The sequence below is a fragment of the Lentzea alba genome, assembly GCF_011067745.1.
In the GTDB taxonomy this organism is placed as follows: Bacteria; Actinomycetota; Actinomycetes; order Mycobacteriales; family Pseudonocardiaceae; genus Lentzea; species Lentzea alba.
In genome coordinates this window covers 281,319-300,186 of the sequence record NZ_JAAMPJ010000013.1, presented here as the reverse complement: position 1 = coordinate 300,186, position 18,868 = coordinate 281,319, and the positions used below count along the sequence as shown (strand labels likewise).

General features: G+C 68.1%; 12 protein-coding genes. 5 read left to right on the top strand and 7 right to left on the bottom strand.

Annotated elements, in window-relative coordinates:
• Positions 1-18 precede the first annotated feature (18 nt).
• The 3 genes from G7043_RS37890 to G7043_RS37880 all read left to right on the top strand — a co-directional run bounded on the left by G7043_RS37890 (position 19) and on the right by G7043_RS37880 (position 2,785).
• A complete protein-coding gene (locus G7043_RS37890) occupies positions 19-267 on the top strand; it encodes a DUF3311 domain-containing protein (protein WP_313888270.1) in 249 nt (82 codons plus the stop codon).
• On the top strand, positions 264-593 hold the full coding sequence (locus G7043_RS37885; protein WP_166053493.1) for a hypothetical protein: 330 nt from the start codon (positions 264-266) through the stop codon (positions 591-593). Before G7043_RS37890 ends, G7043_RS37885 begins: the two co-directional genes overlap by 4 nt.
• A gap of 89 nt (positions 594-682) precedes the next feature.
• Positions 683-2,785, top strand: a complete 2,103-nt coding sequence (locus G7043_RS37880) for a carbon starvation CstA family protein (RefSeq protein WP_166053492.1) — start codon at positions 683-685, stop codon at positions 2,783-2,785.
• A 64-nt stretch (positions 2,786-2,849) separates the two neighbouring features.
• On the opposite strand, the gene G7043_RS37875 is transcribed toward G7043_RS37880, so the two are convergent.
• The 6 genes from G7043_RS37875 to G7043_RS37850 form a co-directional block, all read right to left on the bottom strand.
• Positions 2,850-4,766 carry a DUF1996 domain-containing protein gene (locus G7043_RS37875; protein ID WP_166053491.1) on the bottom strand — a complete coding sequence of 639 codons (1,917 nt, stop codon included), beginning with the start codon at positions 4,764-4,766 and terminating at the stop codon, positions 2,850-2,852.
• Between the two features lie 212 nt (positions 4,767-4,978).
• Complete coding sequence (locus tag G7043_RS37870) at positions 4,979-5,557, bottom strand: NUDIX hydrolase (RefSeq protein ID WP_166053490.1); 579 nt, start codon at positions 5,555-5,557, stop codon at positions 4,979-4,981.
• A 58-nt stretch (positions 5,558-5,615) separates the two neighbouring features.
• Complete coding sequence (locus tag G7043_RS37865) at positions 5,616-7,880, bottom strand: cellulase family glycosylhydrolase (RefSeq protein WP_166053489.1); 2,265 nt, start codon at positions 7,878-7,880, stop codon at positions 5,616-5,618.
• Between the two features lie 175 nt (positions 7,881-8,055).
• Entirely contained in the window at positions 8,056-9,069 is a 1,014-nt protein-coding gene (locus tag G7043_RS37860; RefSeq protein WP_166053488.1) for a glycoside hydrolase family 5 protein, read from the bottom strand.
• Positions 9,070-9,238: 169 nt separating this feature from the next.
• Complete coding sequence (locus G7043_RS37855; RefSeq protein WP_166053487.1) at positions 9,239-11,854, bottom strand: immunoglobulin-like domain-containing protein; 2,616 nt, start codon at positions 11,852-11,854, stop codon at positions 9,239-9,241.
• 181 nt (positions 11,855-12,035) lie between these two features.
• Entirely contained in the window at positions 12,036-13,274 is a 1,239-nt protein-coding gene (locus tag G7043_RS37850; RefSeq protein WP_166053486.1) for an ABC transporter substrate-binding protein, read from the bottom strand.
• Between the two features lie 517 nt (positions 13,275-13,791).
• Here G7043_RS37850 and G7043_RS37845 point away from each other — a divergent pair.
• Positions 13,792-15,099 carry a jacalin-like lectin gene (locus G7043_RS37845; protein ID WP_166053485.1) on the top strand — a complete coding sequence of 436 codons (1,308 nt, stop codon included), beginning with the start codon at positions 13,792-13,794 and terminating at the stop codon, positions 15,097-15,099.
• A gap of 85 nt (positions 15,100-15,184) precedes the next feature.
• Here G7043_RS37845 and G7043_RS37840 read toward each other — a convergent pair whose 3' ends face one another.
• Entirely contained in the window at positions 15,185-17,929 is a 2,745-nt protein-coding gene (locus G7043_RS37840; protein WP_166053484.1) for a beta-L-arabinofuranosidase domain-containing protein, read from the bottom strand.
• A 104-nt stretch (positions 17,930-18,033) separates the two neighbouring features.
• On the opposite strand from G7043_RS37840, the gene G7043_RS37835 reads away from it, so the two are divergent.
• A complete protein-coding gene (locus tag G7043_RS37835; protein WP_390829057.1) occupies positions 18,034-18,801 on the top strand; it encodes an IclR family transcriptional regulator in 768 nt (255 codons plus the stop codon).
• The last annotated feature ends 67 nt before the right edge of the window (positions 18,802-18,868 follow it).

Here is an 18,868-nt window from a genome sequence, read left to right as displayed (position 1 = left end):
GCGTCACTCGCGCAACTCATGGGAAACACACGCTCAGGAGGAGGTGCGCCGGTGCGGTCGCGGAGCTCTTCGAGGCCTGCCCTCATGGTGGCCCTGCTGGTGCTGCCCTGTCTCACAGCCATGGCGGTGCCCCTGTACGCACGGGCCGAACCTCGCCTGGCCGGCGTGCCCTTCTTCTACTGGTACCAGTTCGGCTGCCTGCTGGTGACCGTGCTGTGCCTGTCCGTGGCGCTGCGGCTGCGCCCGAGCCCACCGGAGGAGTCGTGACGTTCCTGCTGGACGTGTTGGCGCGCAACGCACTCCGACCGCACGAGGTGGTCGTGGTCGACTGGCACGTCACCGGTCTGTGCTGTGCCGACTCCGGTGAGTTCTCGGTGCGGGCCATGCCCCGCGGCCGGCTGCACCGGGGTCTGCGAGCGGTCGACGCGACACCGCACGGCGCCGTGTACGCCCATCCCACCGCCTGGGCCCACCTGGCCGCTCGCGACGTCACGGTGAGCTGCCGCCGCATCGGACCGGTGCGCTGGTTCACCACCGACCTGCCACCGGACGCGGGCCTGCGGGCCTGCATGGGGCGCCTGCCACCGAACTGAGCTGAGACCCACACCCGCCGAACCTGCCGCCGAAACCTCGGGCGGCCGGGCGGTTCCGCGCACCCTTTTCAACGCTGACAAGGAGATCCATGAACAAGACCAGGTTGCGATCAGTCCTGGTGTGGACGGTCGTCGCCGTCGTGGGAGCGGTCGCCTGGGCGGTGCTCGCGCTGTCCAGGGGCGAGAACGTGTCCGCGGTGTGGCTGGTGGCCGCGGCACTCGGCTCGTACGCGATCGCCTACCGCTTCTACGCCCGCTTCATCGCCAAGCGGGTGCTGAAGGTGGACGACACCCGCGCCACCCCGGCGGAACGGCTCGACGACGGCGTGGACTTCCAGCCCACCGACCGCCGTGTCCTCTTCGGACACCACTTCGCCGCGATCGCGGGCGCGGGCCCGCTGGTCGGTCCGGTGCTGGCCGCGCAGATGGGTTATCTGCCCGGCACGATCTGGATCATCGTCGGCGTGATCTTCGCCGGCGCGGTGCAGGACATGGTCACCCTGTTCTTCTCGATGCGGCGTGACGGCAAGAGCCTCGGCCAGATGGCCCGCGACGAGATCGGCCCGATCGGCGGCGCCGCGGCACTGGTGGGCGTCTTCGCCATCATGATCATTCTGCTGGCCGTGCTGGCGCTGGTCGTGGTCAACGCGCTGGCGAAGTCGCCGTGGGGCACGTTCTCGATCGCCATGACCATCCCCATCGCGCTGTTCATGGGTTTCTACCTGCGGATCTTCCGGCCCGGCCGGGTGACCGAGACGAGCGTCATCGGCGTCGTCCTGCTGATCGCCGCGATCGTCGCGGGTGGCTGGGTGCAGACCTCCAGCTGGGCCGGGTTCTTCACCCTCGAACCGAAGACGCTCGTGCTGTGGCTGGTGGGCTACGGGTTCGTCGCGTCCGTGCTGCCGGTGTGGATGCTGCTCGCGCCACGCGACTACCTGTCCACGTTCATGAAGATCGGCACCATCGTGCTGCTCGCGGTGGGCGTCCTCGTCACCGCGCCCGTGCTGCGCACCGAGGCGTTCACGGAGTTCGCCTTCAGCGGCACCGGACCGGTGTTCGCCGGGTCGCTCTTCCCATTCGTGTTCATCACGATCGCGTGCGGCGCGCTGTCCGGCTTCCACTCCCTGATCGCGTCGGGCACCACGCCGAAGCTGATCCAGAAGGAGTCGCAGGTCCGGCTCATCGGCTACGGCGCGATGCTCGCGGAGTCCTTCGTCGCGGTGATGGCGCTGATCGCCGCCTGCATGCTGGATCCCGGCATCTACTTCGCGATGAACGCCCCCGCCGGTGTCGTGGGCACGACCGTGCAGTCGGCGTCGGAGGCCGTGACCCAGCTCGGCTTCACGATCACCCCGGCCGAGCTCCAGGCCGCGGCGGCCGCAGTGCAGGAGAGCACACTCGTTGCCCGCACCGGTGGCGCGCCGACGTTCGCCGTGGGCATGTCCGAGATCTTCTCGGAGTTCCTCGGCGGTGACGCGATGAAGGCGTTCTGGTACCACTTCGCGATCATGTTCGAGGCGCTGTTCATCCTCACCACGGTGGACGCGGGCACCAGGGTCGGCCGGTTCATGCTGCAGGACGGCCTCGGCAACGTGTGGAAGCCGTTCGCGCGGGTGTCCTGGCGGCCGGGGCTCTGGATCTGCAGCGCCGCCGTGGTGCTCGCGTGGGGCTACTTCCTCTACGCCGGCGTCAGCGACCCGCTGGGCGGGATCAACCAGCTGTTCCCGTTGTTCGGCATCGCGAACCAGCTGCTCGCCGCCATCGCGCTCACCGTCTGCACCACCCTGCTGATCAAGAGCGGGCGGGTCAAGTGGGCCTGGGTCACCGGGATTCCGCTCGCCTGGGACGTGGCGGTGACGCTGACGGCCAGCTGGCAGAAGGTGTTCAGCGCCGACCCGAAGCTCGGCTTCTTCGCGCAACGGGAGAAGTACGCCGACGCGCTCGCGCAGGACAAGCTCCTCGCCCCGGCCAAGAACACCGACCAGATGGAGGCGATCATCACGAACTCCACTGTGGACGGTGTGCTGGCCGCGGTGTTCGCGCTGCTGGTGATCGTCGTGATCCTCGACGCGATGCGGGTGTGGCGCAAGGCCCTGCGCGGCCCCACACCACCGACCACCGAGACGCCGTACGTGGCGTCGACCCTGCCCGAGCAACCGAAGCTGACGGACCTGGTCGCGCCGCGCGTGTGAGCGAGGAAGGGACCCTTCATCCACGTGAGGTGGATGAAGGGTCCCTTCATCGTCTAAACGAGGGTCAGGAGCACTTGCGCCCGTCGTTCACGCACTTCACGATCTGCGCCATCGTCGCCTCGGAGTTGACGTTGACGTAGTCGTTGTGGTCGGAGAACGGGTTGTGGTTCTCCTCCGGGAAGGCGTCGAGCTGGTACTGGCCCTTCTCCTGCACGTCCCGCGGGATGTTGTAGGAGATGCTGATCCGCAGCTGCGGGATGGCCTTGGTGCCGCTCGGGCACTTGCCCGAGTTCTTGTCCGCGAACTTGACGTGGTCGCGGTGGTTGGCGCTGTCGGTGTTCTTGCCGTCCCAGCAGCTGGCGAAGTCGTGCACACGCATGACCTTGCTGCCGTTCGGGCAGATCACGTACTTGTCCGACAGCCGGTCCTCGAACCCGCTGCAGGTCCACGTGGCGCGGGCGTTGGCCGGGCCGCGGCTGGTCGGCTTCGCGTCACCGACGATCATCTTCAGGAACTTCGGCATGGCGGTGACCTTGCTGGCCGCGTTGCCGCGGTACTCGATCTTCACCTGGGCCGGCCGTTCGATCTTGCCGTTGTTGCCGACGAGCTCCAGGTTCGGCCCGGAGGGAACGGCCAGCGCGGCGTCGCCGCCACCGTTGTTGTTCCCACCGTTGTTGTTGCCGCCACCGTTGTTGTTGCCGTTGTTGTTACCGCCGTTGTTGTTACCGCCGTTGTTGTTACCGCCGTTGTTGTTGCCGCCGTTGTTCCCGCCGCCGTTGTCGTTGCTGAGCTTGCAAGGCGCCAGGCGCTCCAGGCCCTGCGGCTTCTGGGCGTTGCGGCCGATCGCGATGGCCATCCGGTCGATCGTGGCGACTCGCTTGTCCTTCAACGGACCCAGGATGGCGTTGTTGATGAAGTTCGGACCACCCTGTCCCTTGGTGGTCACGATCCGCTGGTTCGCCTCCGCGATCTGCTTGTCCAGCAGCGCGAGGTTGCGGTCCACCTCGGCGATCGCCTGGTCCGGCACGGCACCCAGCTCGCCGCGCACCGAGGGGCACTTCACGGTCGGCGTCGCGTCATCGCCGTTTCCGCCCGGCTGGCCCGCGAACTTCTGCGGAGCCTGACCGTGACCGGCGTGCTCGCCGTGTTCCTGCGAGCCGCCCTGCTGGCCGCTGAACTTGCGCGGGGCCTGGCCGTTGCCGCCGTGTCCGGCGCCGAAGAACAGCTCGCAGTCGGCGAGCGAGGTCAGGTTCGGCTTGGTCCCGTTGCGGCCGATCGCGATGGCCATCCGGTCGATCGTGGCCACCCGCTTGTCGCGCAACGGGTTGAGGATCGCGTTGTTGACGAAGTTCGGGTCACCGGGGTTCTCGTTGCGAGCCACCCGGTCGTTGGCTTCCTTGAGCTGCTTGTCCAGCAGTTCGAGGTTGCGGTCCACCTCGCCGCGCGCCTGCTGCGGCACGGCGGGCAGCCGGTCCTTGACCGACGGGCAGGCGATGTGGGGTGCGCCCGCCTCCTTGACCTTGTCCGGGTTCGACCCGGACGAGTTCACGTTCGCCTTCGGGTTGATCCGCACGACCGGCCAGAAGTAGGACGACTGGTCACCGTTCTTGCAGGTGGTTTCCGAGTCGGCCAGGCTGTCGTCGGTCGAGTCGGCGCTGATCGACAGGTTGCCGACGAAGTCGTGGACGTGCTGAGCACCGTGCGGCAGCCCCGGCTGGGCGACCGGGTTGTCGGCGCTGAACTTGCCGTTCTCGTTCGTGCCGCAGTCAACCGTGAAGACGCCCTTGGCGCCGTTCTGCTGCACCTGCGGGTTGACGACGTTCTTGGCGACCTGCTCGATGCGCACGAACGCACCGACCGGGGCGGGATCACCGTCCTTGGCCGCCAGTGCCACGGTGGCGGTACCCGCGGCCACCACGGCCACCGCCGACAACGACGCGATCAGGCGGAACTTCCGTCTGTCGGCTTCGCGGTGTGTCATACGTCCTCCTCGTTCACGCCGTGCATGATCGGGAGTACGTACGGGAAGGCATTTCGGCTCAACCGGGATCGCCGCGTCCTGTCTCGACAGGACCTTCCAGCCCAATTGGGACAGAAAGCGCTTACCGATCGACGGGCGAGAAAAGTCACCCCAACAGCATCAGGTGGTGACGTCAGGTGACCGCCAACGCTGTCATCCGGCCCGTTTCGGCGTCAGTGCGACCGGTCCTCGATCAGGTCGAGGAAGACCGGCGCCAGCAGATCGCGGGAAGTCGCCGCGCGTGCCTCGGCGAGGGTGACCAGGCGGGAGTGCTGTTCGTAGCCGTCGGTGTCGGTCCACGCGACGTCGGGTCCGCCGTCTCGGTGCGTCGCGGAGCCGTGGAAGACGATCTGGAGCAGGTCTGGGTAGGGGTAGGCGTAGTCAGGACGCCGCGGGGCGAGGTGCTCGAGGTGCAGCCATCCCAGCGGGCGCACGGTGTGGCGGTCGAGCAGCCAGCCGGTCTCCTCGTGCACTTCCCGGACCGCCGTGTCCAGATAGGACTCGCCAGGCTCTCGCCGGCCACCGGGCAGCGGATGGACGCCGTCGACGTTTTCGCACAAGACGACCAGTTCGCCGACCCGCACCACGCACCTCACCGAGGTGACGAGCTCCTCGGGCAGGTCGGCCGGGGACGGGTAGGCGCTGACCCGCAGTGGCATCGCGCCACCGGCCCAGGTCACCTCGCGGGTGGTGAGGGGTTCGTGGCCGGCCAGCAGCCCGGCCAGTCGTGGATGACGCGCATCCCCCGTCATGGTCGTCATCGAACCAGACACCGGTGCGGACGCGCTGACGTCCGCACCGGTGATCGGTTCAGGAGGTGGTGCAGGTGCTTCCGTTGAGGGTGAACGAGGCCGGCGCCGGGTTGGAGCCGCTGTAGGTGCCGTTGAACCCGATGCTGGTCGACCCGTTCGGTGCCAGCGTGCGGTTCCAGCTCAGGTTCGTGGCCGTGACGTTGCCCCCGGACTGGGCCCACGTGGCGCCCCAGCCGGGCAGCGTGACCTTCTGGCCGTTCGCGTAGCTGAAGGCCAGGGTCCAGCCGTCGATCGCGCTCGTGCCTGTGTTCGTGATGGTCACGCTCGCGGTGAACCCGCTACCACCGCCCCAGCTCGGCGCGGAGTAGCCGACCTTGCACGTGCCGGAGCCGCCACCCGCGCTGGTCGTCACCGACACGATGCCGGAGACCGCCGAGACGTTGCCCGCCGCGTCCTTGGCCCGCACCTGGTACCGGTAGGTCGTGGACGGGCTCAGGCCGCTGTCGGCGTAGCTCGCCGACGGCGTCGAACCGGTCAGCGTGAACGAACCGCTGCCCACCGCGCGGTAGACGTCGTAACCGGTGACGCCGACGTTGTCGGTCGAAGCGCTCCAGTTCAACGTGAGGCCCGTCGCCGTCACACCGGAAGCACTGGGCGTTCCCGGCGTGGTCGGCGGCTGGGTGTCGCCACCACCTCCGCCGCCGAAGATGGTGGCTTCCTTCGACGTCTGCCGGACTCCGTTGGCACCGTTGAGGAACCGCTCGCCCCACGGGGTGAGGCTCGCCGGGTTGAACGAGTTGGTCATGTCGAGGTAGGCGACGTCACTGCTGTTGCCGCTCCACGACCAGCCGATGTACCCGAGGCCGCGGGCCTGTGCCTGCGCCATGATCGTGTTCTCGTCCGGGTCGCCGTCGCTGTGGTTGAGCCCGAACTCCCCCACCACCAACGGCAGGCCCGCGGTCCGGAAGGCGTCGAAGTACGCGTTGATCTCGGCCGCGGTGTCGTAGACGCCGTACATGTGGATGGAGAACACCGTGTTGCGCTGAGGATCGGCGTTGAACACCGCAGCCGCGTTGTCGCGCATGATGTTCTGCCAGTCCTGGCCCCACATCGGCGCGTCCGCCATGATCAGGTGCTGCAGACCCGCGCCGCGCAGCCGGCTGATGGCACTGCTGGTGGCACTCGCCCAGGTGGCGCTGACCGACGCGTTGTTGCCGAACGGCTCGTTGCCCAGGTTGATGATGACGTAGTTCTCCTGGCCCTTCAGGGCATTGGCCACGCCGACCCAGTACGTCGCCGCCTGGTCCAGGGACGCGGCGCCGCTCTGTTCGCCGTAACCCGTGGTGTCGTGGACTTCCAGCACGCAGATCATCTTGTTCTGCTTGCACAACGAGATGACGTTCGTGACCTCCGCGGCGGGCGTCGGTCCCCACCGCTGGCCACTGCCCAGCACGACGCGAACCGTGTTGGTGCCGAAGGACTTCATGTCCGCGAAGGCCCTGTTCTGGGTCGGGTACCAGACGTAGGCGTGGTTCACGCCGCGCATCACGAACGGGGTGCCGTTGGCCTCGACGACCCGCGTGCCCTCGACGTGCAGACCGGTGGTCGGCGTGCTGCCGCCACCCAGCGCCGCGACCACGGCCGGGTACCAGCGGGCCTCGATCTTCTGGATGCCGGTGGTCGTGTTGGGGTGCACGCCGTCGGTGGTGTCGGCCGAGGTGCTGAACCCGGTCCACTGGTCGACCACGGTGATCGGTGAGGCCGCCGTGCTGTTCGCCTGTGCCCAGCCGGGGATCGCGGCGTTCAGGTCGACCACCCGCTGCCCGCAGGCCGAGCAGTTGGACGGGTTCATCGGGATGATCTGGGCCACGATCAGCTTGATCGCGGGGTTGCTCGCCCTCATCTGGCCGAGCATCGTGGTGTAGGCGTTGAGGATCGTGGCGGCCGGGATGTTGCTCCAGACGTCGTTGGTGCCGAGGTGCATCAGCACGACGTCCGGGCGCGCCGACGACAGCCAGCCGGGCAGCTGGTTGTCCCGCACGATGTTCGTCGCCAGGATGCCGCCGTGGCCCTCGTTCTCACCGTCGTAGGTGAACCCGCAGCCGGGCGCCGGCAGGGAGCCCACGAAGTCGGTGTCGGTGTGCCCGGTGTCCTGGAGGTGTTTCCAGAGCAACGCCCGCCAGCAGCCGGGAGAGCCGGTGATGGAGTCACCGAGGGCCATGATCCGGGTGGGCGCCGCCGCGCTCGCCGGTACCGGCGCGACGACCGCGCAGGCCGCGAGGAGCAGACCGGCCACCACCGCTCGGAGAAATCGCCAGGTCAAAACGACCTCCTGAGATGGACTGACAGGGGAAGTCCGATTTCTGGGAGCGCTCCCAGAAATCGGACTCTAACCAGCTCGAAATCCGGTGTCACACCGCCGACTGGCCCACCGGCACAACCTGTCCGGTCCGGACAAGCCCATGACATCGGCTTGTCCGGTGGACATCAACCGGGGCTCAGCCGTAGATCGTTGCCTGCTTCGAGGTCTGCCGGACCCCGTTGGCACCGTTGAGGAACCGCTGACCCCACGAGGTCAGCCGCGAGGGGTTGAACGAGGAGACCATGTCGAGGTAGGCGACATCGCTGCCGTTCCCGCTCCACGACCACCCGAGGTACCCGAGACCGCGGGCCTGGGCCTGCGCCATGATCGTGTTCTCGTCCGGGTCACCGTCGCTGTGCCGGTCGCCGAACTCGCCCACCACCAACGGCAGCCCTGCCGAACGGAAGGCGTCGAAGTACGCGTTGACCTTCGCCGCGGTGTTGTAGACGCCGTACATGTGCACGGAGAACACCGTGTTGCGCTGCGGGTCGGCGTTGAGCACCGCACCGGCGTTGTTGCGCATGATGTTCTGCCAGTCCTGGCCCCACATCGGCGCGTCCGCCATCAACAGGTGCTGCAGTCCGGCGCCACGCAGCTTGCCGATCGCACTGCTCGTCGAACTGGCCCACCGCGAGCTCACCGAGGCGTTGTTGCCGAACGGCTCGTTGCCCAGGTTGATGACGACGTAGTTCTCCTGGCCCTTCAGGACGTTCGCGATGCCGACCCAGTAGTTCGCCGCCTGGTCCAGGGTCGCGGCGCCGCTCTGGTCCCCGTACCCGGTGGTGTCGTGGACCTCCAGCACGCAGATCAGCTTGTTCTGCTTGCACAGCCCGATGATCCGCGAGACCTCGGAGGCAGGTGTGGCACTCCACCGCTGCCCACTGCCCAGCACGACCCGGATCGTGTTCGCGCCGAACGACTTGATGTTCGCCCACGAACTCGTCTGAGTCTGATACCAGGCGTACGCGTGGTTCACGCCTCGCATGACGAACGTCGAACCGTTCGCCTCGACGATCCGCGTGCCGTTCACGCGCAGGCCGACGGCCGCCGCCTCGGTGGGCGCGGCCGCGGCTACCACCGGAGCCGCGACCACGGCGGTGGCCAGCAGGAGCAGGCCGGCCATCAGCGCGCGGAGATATCGCCAAGTCATAGGAGCACTCCTGTAGACAACGTTGTCAGCCGTTCACGGATCCAGGACCCGTGAACGTGCACAGTCAGGAATTGCGGCGACAGATCCCAAATGGAACAGCACATCGGAGATCGAATCAAGGCTTGCCGCCGCAATCCCTGGGAACGTGCACAGGGAAACTGGGACCGTTTCAGCGCCGGCCGCGCTGCAGCGCGGCGACCTCCGGCACGGTCAAAGCCCGGTTCCACATCGTCAACCTGCGCATCTTGCCGTGGAAGCGCGCACCGGCGGAGTTCGTCGTCATGATGCCGATGAGGTCGTCCAACTTCCCGGTCACACCGCCCACGTTCGCGAATTCGACGGTGTTGTCGAACAATCGAGCGCTGCCATTCGACAACGTGCACGTCACGGTGTGCCAATTTCCACTCGGCAAACCCCTCACCGGGTCCTCGAGCCACATCTGCACGGACACGGTGAGCTGGTTGAGCCCCGTCTTCAGGCCGTCCGGCAGGTCCAGCCCGCCATCCTTCCCGCCGAAGACCAGTCCGGACGGCGACCGGGTGACGTCACCGCGGATCGTTGCCGCACGGCCGTTTCCGGACAGATCAGCGACGACCGAGCCCGAACCGCCGGTCAGGTCGTAGTCGGCCAGCACGCCCTTCTTGTTGGCACGCGGCGGTGGCGGGCCCTGCCGCAGCCGTTCCAGCTCGGCCTTCGACACCGGCAGCACCGTGCCGTGACGTGGTTTCGCGGGCAGCTGGTAGTCCGCCGGGATCGACCAGTTCGGGTTCGCCAGCGAGTCGGTGACGAACGGGAGGTAACCGCGGCGCGGTGTCTCGTCCACGAACACGTAGAACTTGCTGCCGTCGTTGGACTTGAACGCCGTCGGCCCCTCCACCCAGCTGGTGCCGAGCCGGGTGCGGATGCAGTCGTCGACCAGCTCCCAGTTGCGCGGCTCGGTGCCCGGCAGGTCCACCGCGCGCAGGTCCTTCGAGCGCTCCAGCACGAGGTCCCGCGGGCACGAGCCGATCACCTGCTCGTCGGTGGCGAGGCGGTAGTAGTAGTCGCCTTCCTTGAGCACGGTGGAGTCGATCACGCCTCGGCCGGGGTCGTTCCAGACCTGCGGCGGGGTGAAGGTGCGGAAGTCGCGGGTGGTCGAGTACATCATCCGCGGATACGTCGAGCCGGTGTGGTTCGTGTCGCCGGCCGAGTACACATTGGACGCCCAGTAGACGACGTACGCGCCGATCAACGGATCGTAGGTGGCTTCCGGTGCCCAGGTCATCCCGGCCGTGGCGTCCGACACCGGCACGTGGCGCTGGTCCGACCACGTCACGAGGTCCGTCGACTCCCAGATCTCCAGGTACCTGCTGCCGTGCCGCATCGCCGCGTCCCAGCCGCGGCCGTCGTTGATCTGCAGGTCGGTCGCGACGAGGAAGAACCTGTCCCCCTCTGGACTGCGGACGACGAACGGGTCGCGCACGCCGGTCTCGCCGTGCTTCGACCTCAGCACCGGCCGGCCGCCGTTGAGCTCGTCCCAGTGCAACGGGTCGTTGCCCCGGCTCACCGCGAAGTGCACCTGTTCGGTGTCCTGAGTGGACTCACCGGTGAAGTAGGCGAACAGGTATCCCTCCATGGCCGCCTTCTTCGGCAGCGGGAGGACGGTGAGCGTGAAGTAGCGGGTGCCGGTGGTGTAGCCCTTCGTCGCCCGCACCGAGAGACGAGCGGTGCGCGGCCGCGATCCGTGTGGTGGGCGGGTCACCTCGCCGGTGGCGGTCACCACGCGGGGATCGCTGCTCTGCCAGGTGAACGTGACGTCGTGGGCGCCCTTCACGGGCAGCGTGACGTTGCCCCGGATCGCGTCCTCGTCGTGGATCACGACGTCCTTCAACGCGTTGTCGACCTTCTGCCGGTCGGTGATGTCCTCCAGCACGGTCGCGGTGAAGTCGCGCTTGGCGGTGTATCCGGCGTAGGAGGCGGTCGCGGTGAGCGTCACCGTCGCGTGGCCGGACCGAGGCTCGGGCCGGGTGACCACGCCGCCGGGCGTCACCACCGAAGGCCTGCTCGACGCCCACGAGATCGCCGAACCGCCCGGTGACTTCGCGGGCAGCGCGAGGTCACCGGTCACGGCCGAGACGTCCCCGAGATCGAGCGCCGCGACGTCGGCGGCGGGGCGTTCCGACGCGGTCGTCTTCGCGAGCTCACGCGCTTCGCCGGGGCTCAGCACCCGCCCGTAGAGCCGGAAGTCGCGGAGATCACCCTTGAGGTACCGGCCGGGCTGGTCGGCCGAGCGGCCGAGGTAGTGGTCGACGGCGTCGCCGATCGAGGCGGGAACGGTGGTCACGCCGGTCTTCCTGGCGACCGGGACGCCGTCGACGTAGAGGGTCGCGGCGCCGTTGCCGAACGTGCAGGTGATCGTGCGGCGGCTTCCCGCCGTGAGGTTCCGTCCACTGTCGACGGTCTGCTCGACCGGCCAGTTGCCGAGGCCCCAGAGGAAGTACGGGACGGACTGGTCCGCCGCGAGCGCGACCTGGACCGAGACGGTGAGGTCGGTGAGTCCGCGGGTCACGTCGCCGGGCAACCGGACGTGGCCGTTCACGCCACCGAGACGCAGCCCTTCCGCGCCCAGCCAGGTGGTGTCGCCGGCGATCGTGCCGTCACGGCCGAACCCGGAGGTGTCGGGTACCGCGGCGCCGGAGGACCGGGTCAGGTCGTAGTGCACGACCAGGCCGTCGTCGAGCGTCGCCGCGGAGCTGGTCGTGGAGACCGCGAGCCCTGCCGCGGTGACGGCGACGGCGACGAGCACCGACGTGAAAGTGAGATGACGAAAGGACATGCCGACCTTTCCCGACGGGCCCGTGAGGGGGCCCGGAACAGGGTTGAAAAGGGGAGCACGCGGATCGTCCCGGAAGTGAGGCCAACATAGCTGGCACTCGATAGATCGTCAATGAAAGACGGAGGGCGGGAGAGCCCCGCCCTCCGTGCGGTCATTTGCCCAGGTTCTCCAGCGAGCGTTGGGCGGCGGCCAGGCCGTCCTTGGGGGTGACGACCCCGTCGCAGATCTCGCCGATGATCGTCCCGAACGCCTTCTGCATGTCGCCCCACTGCGGCGTCATCGGTGGCGTGAAGGCGAACTCCGCGGACTGCTTGAACGCGGACATGTCGACGTCGGAGATCGCCCACGCCGGCCGCAGGAAGTCCTCGCTGTCCTGCACCTCGCGGTTGGCCGGGGCGTCCTGACCGTTGGTGGCGATGGGTTTCTGCCCCTCGGCACTGGTCAGGAAGTCGAGCACGTCGAACGCCAGCTCGGGGCGCTTGCTCGACTTCGTGATCGCGAGGCCGCTCTGGAACGCGATCGTCGCCTGCTTGGTGTTCTTGAACAGCGGCGAGATCCCCCACCGCACCTGCGGCGCCTCCTTGAGCGCGGCGATGTTCCAGAACCCCGTCATGATCATCGCGGCGTTGCCCTGGGCGAAGAGCTGGTCGGGACTGGAGACCTTCAACGCCTCGTAGTCCTTCTTGGACGGAGCGACGTGGTGCTTGTGCACCAGGTCGGCGTAGAACTGCATCGCCTTGACGTTCTCCGGCGAGTTGATCACCGGCTTGCCCGCGTCGTCGAGGATCCTGCCGCCGTTCTGCAGCATGAACGCCATCCACCACGGCCACCAGTCGCCGGCGGCGAAACCGTAGCGCATGGTCTTCTCGCCGTCCTTGACCGTCAGCTTCTGGGCGGCGGCCAGGAAGTCCGGCCACTTCCAGTCGGCGGTCGGGTACGCGACGCCGTCCTTGTCGAAGAGATCCTTGTTGTAGTACAGGACCATGGGGCCGGTGCGATCCGGCAACGCCCACGTCTTGCCCTCGCGGTCGTAGGAGTGCGCGGCCCGTTCGCCGAATCTCGCGACCAGGTCCAGCTTCTTCGACTCGGCGAAGGTGTTCAGCGGCAGCAACTGGTTCTTGCTGCTGTAGGTGTGCACGGACTCGTTGACCTCGATGATGTCGGGCGGGTTGCCCTCCGCCATCATCTTCTGGATCGTCGAGCCGTAGTCACCGGCGATGTGGAGCAGTTTGACGTTCACCCCGCTGACGCGCTCGCTCGCAAGGTCGACGCGCTGCTGGTAGGTCTTGGCGTCCTGGTCGCCACCCCACACCGCGACGGTCACCTCGGGTTCCGGCGTCGGTCGTGGTGCGCCTTCCGCGGTGCACGCGGACGCGGTCACACTCGCCACGACTGCGAACACTGCTGCGGACACGGCTCTGAACGGGCGATGTAGCCCCATGAAATGGATTCCCCTCGGAAGTTCAGTCGTGCAGGTGGGTTTCGAGCGCGTACTCCTCGATGACCGGCGGTGGGCACGACGTGCCCCACTCCCCCGCACTTGTCGGTCGCAGCGCGAACCGACCCGCCGTCGGTGAAGATGCCCAGACGTGCGCGACCTGTTCCTGGTACTGCGCTCCCGATCGGGCACAGTACGTGATCTCCATTCGGTTTTGAAGAGGTTCTTTCAACGGCCGGCAGAAGTGTGATCAGGACGCCCACCAGGATGTTTGCGCCGTCAACCATGATCCGGACCCCGCGGAGCACGGCGACGCTGAGTGACAACGTCGGTCAACCGGTCCTACCCAGTCGATTCGACGTCGAATTCGACAACGGTTCGTCAACGGCGGCTATGTGAGCGCTCACAAGTCCTGGATCATCAGGCCGCGTTCCCGTGTTGCGAACGCTCCAACCCTGCAAGGAGCAACATGCGACGATCAACCCTGCTCGCCGTCCCGGTGGTGCTGGCGGCGCTCGTGACGCCCACGGGCACCACGGCCGCGGCGGCCACCGGCGGCAGCTTTCAGGTGCTGACCTACAACGTGGCCGGCCTGCCGGAAGGGCTGTCGTCCGGCGACCCCGCCGTGAACACCCCGTTGATCAGCCCCCGGCTCGCGCCCTACGACGTGGTCAACGTCCAGGAGGACTTCAACTACCACGCGGCCCTGTACGCGGGCGACAACCACGCGTTCCGCACGCCCACGAGCGGCGGGGTGCCGTTCGGCAGCGGCCTGAACACGTTGTCCCACCTGTCCTACAGCGACCTCAGCCGCACGAAGTGGTCGAAGTGCAACGGCACGGACTGCCTGACGCCCAAGGGGTTCAGCTACAAGAGGGTCAGGCTGGCCGACGGGGTGTCGATCGACGTCTACAACCTGCACCCCAACGCCGGAACCGAGACCGCCGACCTCGCCTCGCGCCGGGCGAACATCACCCAGCTGTCGCAGTTCATCGCGGCGAACTCCGCGGGCAACGCGGTCATCGTCATGGGCGACACCAACACCCGCTACACCCGTGCCGACGACAACATCCGCGAACTGGTGAACGCCAACGGCCTGACCGACGCGTGGGTGCAGCTGGAACGCGGTGGGCAGGCACCGGCCGCGGGCGCTCCGGCGCTGGTGTGCGACCCGGCGGCGCTCACCGACCAGTGCGAGGTGGTCGACAAGATCCTCTACCGGGGCAACCGGCAGATCACGCTGACCGCCCGCGACTACCGCAACGACAACGCGGCGTTCGTGGACGCGCAAGGAAAGCCGCTGTCGGACCACTACCCGATCGCCACGCGGTTCGACTGGACGGTGAGCGACGGCATCCGGCTCACCGCCGAGCTCGGCGGCCCGCACGGCACCCCGTTCACCGACCTCGCGGCGGTCGACCTGGGAGCGGTGCGCTCGCTCACCCTGCGCGGTGGCAGCAGGCTGGACCAGATCGCGATCACGCTTGCCAACGGCACGACGTTCAGCCACGGCGGCAACGGCGGGACGGCCACGACCCTGACGCTCGAACCGGGCGAGCACCTGGTGTCCGCGAAGTTCAGCCAGGGCAAGTACAACGACCGCACGCGAGTGTTCTCGGCCGCGTTCACCACGAACCGCGGGCGCACGGTCTCGGCGGGCCAGCCGACCGGTGACACGCTCACCGCCACCGCCCCCGCGGGCTGGCGGATCGCCGGGTTCACCGGCCGGTCGGGCGACGAGGTCGACCGGCTCGGCGCGATCTTCGTCCCGGCCTAGCCGATCCGTCCGCTCTGGACGTTGATGAGGGGAGCTTTCCCAAACCGGAGGTTTGGGAAAGCTCCCCTCATCAACGTCTCCGGGGTCAGCGGATGGGGGCGTTGCGGGCGGTGCGGATCACGCGGTCGTGGTCGGCGACGGACATCAGGCCCTCGGCCACCCAGCGGCGTGCCACGGCGGTGACGCGGTCCAGGAACACGGTTTTGGACGAGAACGGCGCGGCGACCCACACCTCGTCGAGGAACGTGGACCCGTCCGCGCGCGCCGGGTTCGCGACGCCGGAGTCCACGCCGGCGAACACGACTTTCGGCTCTGTCCGGCGGAAGTACGAGTGGAAGGCGTGCTCGGTGCCCTCGAAGAACGGCGCCAGCTCGACCTCGCCGAGCCGGTAGTGCAGCGGGCTGCCCGCGATCGGCTGGAGGTTGCCCGCCAGGTCACCGGACAGCGCCGCACGGCCGAGCAGTCCGATCTCCAGGAACTCACGGCGCGCGTCCCGTGCCACCAGGTGGATCGGGCCGTACATCAGTGACTGCACCGAAGGCTGGTCCGGCGTCCGTTCCGCGCGCAACGCGAACGGCATGCGCACGCGCACAACGTCACCGTCGCGCCACGATCGGGACAACGTCACGTAGGTGCCGGGCAGGGCGTTCAGCCGCTGCCGCTCGCCGTTGACCGTGACGGTGAACTCCCCCGCCCACGCCGGCACCCGCAGCGCCAGCTCGAACCGCGCCCGGCCCCGGATGCGCAGCGTGGTGCCCTGCTCGACCGGGAACCCGGTGGACTGCGTGATGGTCACGCCCTTCCACTTCAGCACCGTCGGGCTGTAGAGGTTCACGTACAGCCGCGAGTCGTCGGCCGTGCGCAGGTACACCGAGTCCTGGTACTTCGTGGCGCTTTCCATGCCCGTGCCCTCACAGCAGGTCGTGCCCTGCTTGGGCGTGAAGTCCCGCACGTCACCCGGCGTCAGGCCGATGAAGTACGTCATCAACGGCAGTTCGGCGTCGGCACGGTCCTGTTTGGACCCGAGGATCTGGTTGTAGAGCGCGCGTTCGTAGTAGTCGAAGTACTTCGGCGACTGCTCGTGCAGGAACAGCTGCCGGCTGAGCTTCAGCATGTTGTGGGCGCAGCAGGTTTCGGCCGTCGTGTCGCTCAACGCGCCCGCGACGACTCCGCGCGGACGCCAGAACTCCGCCGTGCTGGTGCCGCCGATGCCGAACATCCGCGGCGGCACGACCATGCCCCAGAAGTTCTTCGCCGCCAGCCAGTACCGCTGCTCGCCGGTGGCCTCGTACAGCCGGACGAGCCCGGTGAAGATCGGGATGTGCTGGTTGGCGTGCAAGCCGTCGAGCACGTCGCGGTTCTCGGCGCAGGCCGTGATCAGCGACTCCAGGTTGAAGAGCCGCGCCAGCTCCAGGTGTTTGCCGTTGATCGCGTGCAGGTCCATGATCGCTTCGACGATGCCGCCGAACTCACCGCTGGAGAAGATCCCCCACATCCGCTGGCGCACCTCGGCGGACAGCTTGCCCAGCCGCGAGTACATCCAGTCGCACAGGCCGTCCGCGAGGTCCAGCGCCCGTGCGTCCTGGGTGTTGCGGTAGGCGTCGATGAGTCCTTTGAGGATCTTGTGCGCGGTGTAGTACGGCGCCCACACGACCTGGTAGTCCGGACGCGTCATCGTTTCCAGCGTGATGAACTGCGTTTCCGGGTACGCGGCGAGGAATCCGGGATGGCTCGGACCGCCCCAGGTGCGGCGCAGCGTCGCGGCACGCCCGCGGCCGGACGCGTCGGCGAACGTCCCGCCGGTGGTCTCGTCGAACGCGTAGGAAGCCAGATCTCCCTTGAGCGGCTGGGTGATCTCCTCGGCGTTCAGCGCTCGGGAGAACAGGTTCACCTCGTCGAACGCGCCCGCGAACACCGGGTCACCGCCGAAGTGGGACCGCCCCAGCCAGTGGTGCGCAAGCGTGCCCAGCGCGGCAGGGTTGAGCGACATCGTGGTGTTCGTGCCGATCTGAACGCCGTTGACGTACAGCGTGCCGGTGGTGCCCGCGATCGTCACCGCGATGTGGCTCCACTCGTTCAACGGCAGTGGTGCGGTGCCGTTGATGCCCTGCTCGGCTCCTGGGCCGTTCATGGTGATGGCGAAGCGGGGTACGCCGTTGCCGTTGCGGGCGGCCAGGTACAGGTAACGGGTGTTGTCGTTGCCGAAGTCGAAGATCCGCGTCCAGTTCGCGTCGTGCGACGGGCGGACCCACGCTGTGAACGTGAACATCGCGGGCAGCGGCTCGGCGGGCAGGTCGACGAACTGGTACGAACCCCGCACCTGTTCCACCGCCCGGCCGGTCTTGCCCGGCACGCTCAGCACCTGGGGATCACGGCGCAGAGCGGCCCGGCAGTCGGTGAGCGCGCCGACCATCGTCCGGATCTTCTCGAGGTACGCGGTGTCGCCGGTGCTGCCGTACGCCTGGGACAGCATCGACAGGAAGTGCCCGGTGTAGTGGCCGCGGAGGTTGCCGTTCGCCTCGCCGTCGAGGCCTTCCCAACCGCCAGGTGCGATGGCGCCCAACGTGTCCAGGCCCGCGTTGGCGCGGAACACCTGGAGCAGCCGGTTGACGTCGTAGCCGCGCGCGTAGCCCAGGACGAGGTCTCGCTTCTTCGAGAACACGCCCTCCGACAACGCCACTTCGGACAGCGCGAAGGGGTCCAGGTTCCCCGGCGCGACGGCGGTCGGGGCAGCCAGCGCCTCACCGCCCGCGGCCACGCCGAGCAACGGCACTGCCGCCGCCAGGGAAGTCGCCTTGAGGAAGTCCCGCCGTGCGAACCCGTCCGTCATGCGCCTGCCCCTCACGCCGAATTGTGAGCGCTAACATAGGCGCGGGCGCAGTGGTCGTCAACGCTTGAGGCGACTTCGCCTGCCGAATCGAGCAAGATGTCGGAGTGAGCGTGCCGAGACGAGGACAGCCCACCGGACCGACCGGGCCGGTGCTCGGCCGCGCGCTCCGGCTCCTCGACGCTTTCGACGCCCAGCGCCGCGAGCTGACGCTGAGCGAACTCGCGCGCCGCGCCGACATGCCGTTGTCGACCGCACACCGGCTGATGAACGAGTTCTGCGCGTGGGGGGCCGTCGAACGCACCGACAAAGGGCTGTACCGCATCGGGCTGCGGTTGTGGGAGCTCGGCTCGCTCGCCCCGCGCGGTCCGGGCCTGCGCGAGACCGCCTTGCCGTTCCTCGAGGACCTTTCCCTGATCACCAGGGAGAACGTGCAACTCGCCGTCCGCGAGGGCACCGAGGTCGTCTTCGTCGAGCGGATCGCCGGCTCCGGCGCGGTGCCGGTGCTCACCAGGGTGGGCGGCCGGTTCGCGCTCACCGCCACCGGTGTCGGCCTGGTCCTGCTCGCCCACGCTCCGGCCGAGGTGCAGGAGGAGGTGCTGGGCAGCCCGATCGACCGGTTCACGCCCAAGACCGTCACCGACGCGTCACAGCTGCGCCGGATGCTCGCCGACACCAGGGCGAAAGGTTTCTCGGTCAGCGACCGCCAGGTCACGATGGACTCCCTGTCGGTCGGCGCGCCGATTCGCGACCGGCACGGCGAGGTCGTCGCCGCGGTGTCGCTGGTGGTCCGGCACGGCAGCACCACACCACAGGCCCTGGCGCGGCTGGTCCGCACCAGCGCTCAGACGATCTCCCGCGCCCTCTCGGCGTAACGGCTTCCATTTTCCGGAAAGCCCACTGTGGACCCGGCCGTGGTCTCCGCCACTCTCGAACTCCCCA

Bases quoted from the DNA above. Each gene is read 5' to 3' on its own strand.
- G7043_RS37890 (WP_313888270.1), top strand. From the start codon at position 19: ATGGGAAACACACGCTCAGGAGGAGGTGCGCCGGTGCGGTCGCGGAGC.
- G7043_RS37880 (WP_166053492.1), top strand. From the start codon at position 683: ATGAACAAGACCAGGTTGCGATCAGTCCTGGTGTGGACGGTCGTCGCC.
- G7043_RS37875 (WP_166053491.1), bottom strand. From the start codon at position 4,766: ATGACACACCGCGAAGCCGACAGACGGAAGTTCCGCCTGATCGCGTCG.
- G7043_RS37840 (WP_166053484.1), bottom strand. From the start codon at position 17,929: ATGACGGACGGGTTCGCACGGCGGGACTTCCTCAAGGCGACTTCCCTG.
- G7043_RS37860 (WP_166053488.1), bottom strand. From the start codon at position 9,069: ATGACTTGGCGATATCTCCGCGCGCTGATGGCCGGCCTGCTCCTGCTG.
- G7043_RS37845 (WP_166053485.1), top strand. From the start codon at position 13,792: ATGCGACGATCAACCCTGCTCGCCGTCCCGGTGGTGCTGGCGGCGCTC.
- G7043_RS37870 (WP_166053490.1), bottom strand. From the start codon at position 5,557: ATGACGGGGGATGCGCGTCATCCACGACTGGCCGGGCTGCTGGCCGGC.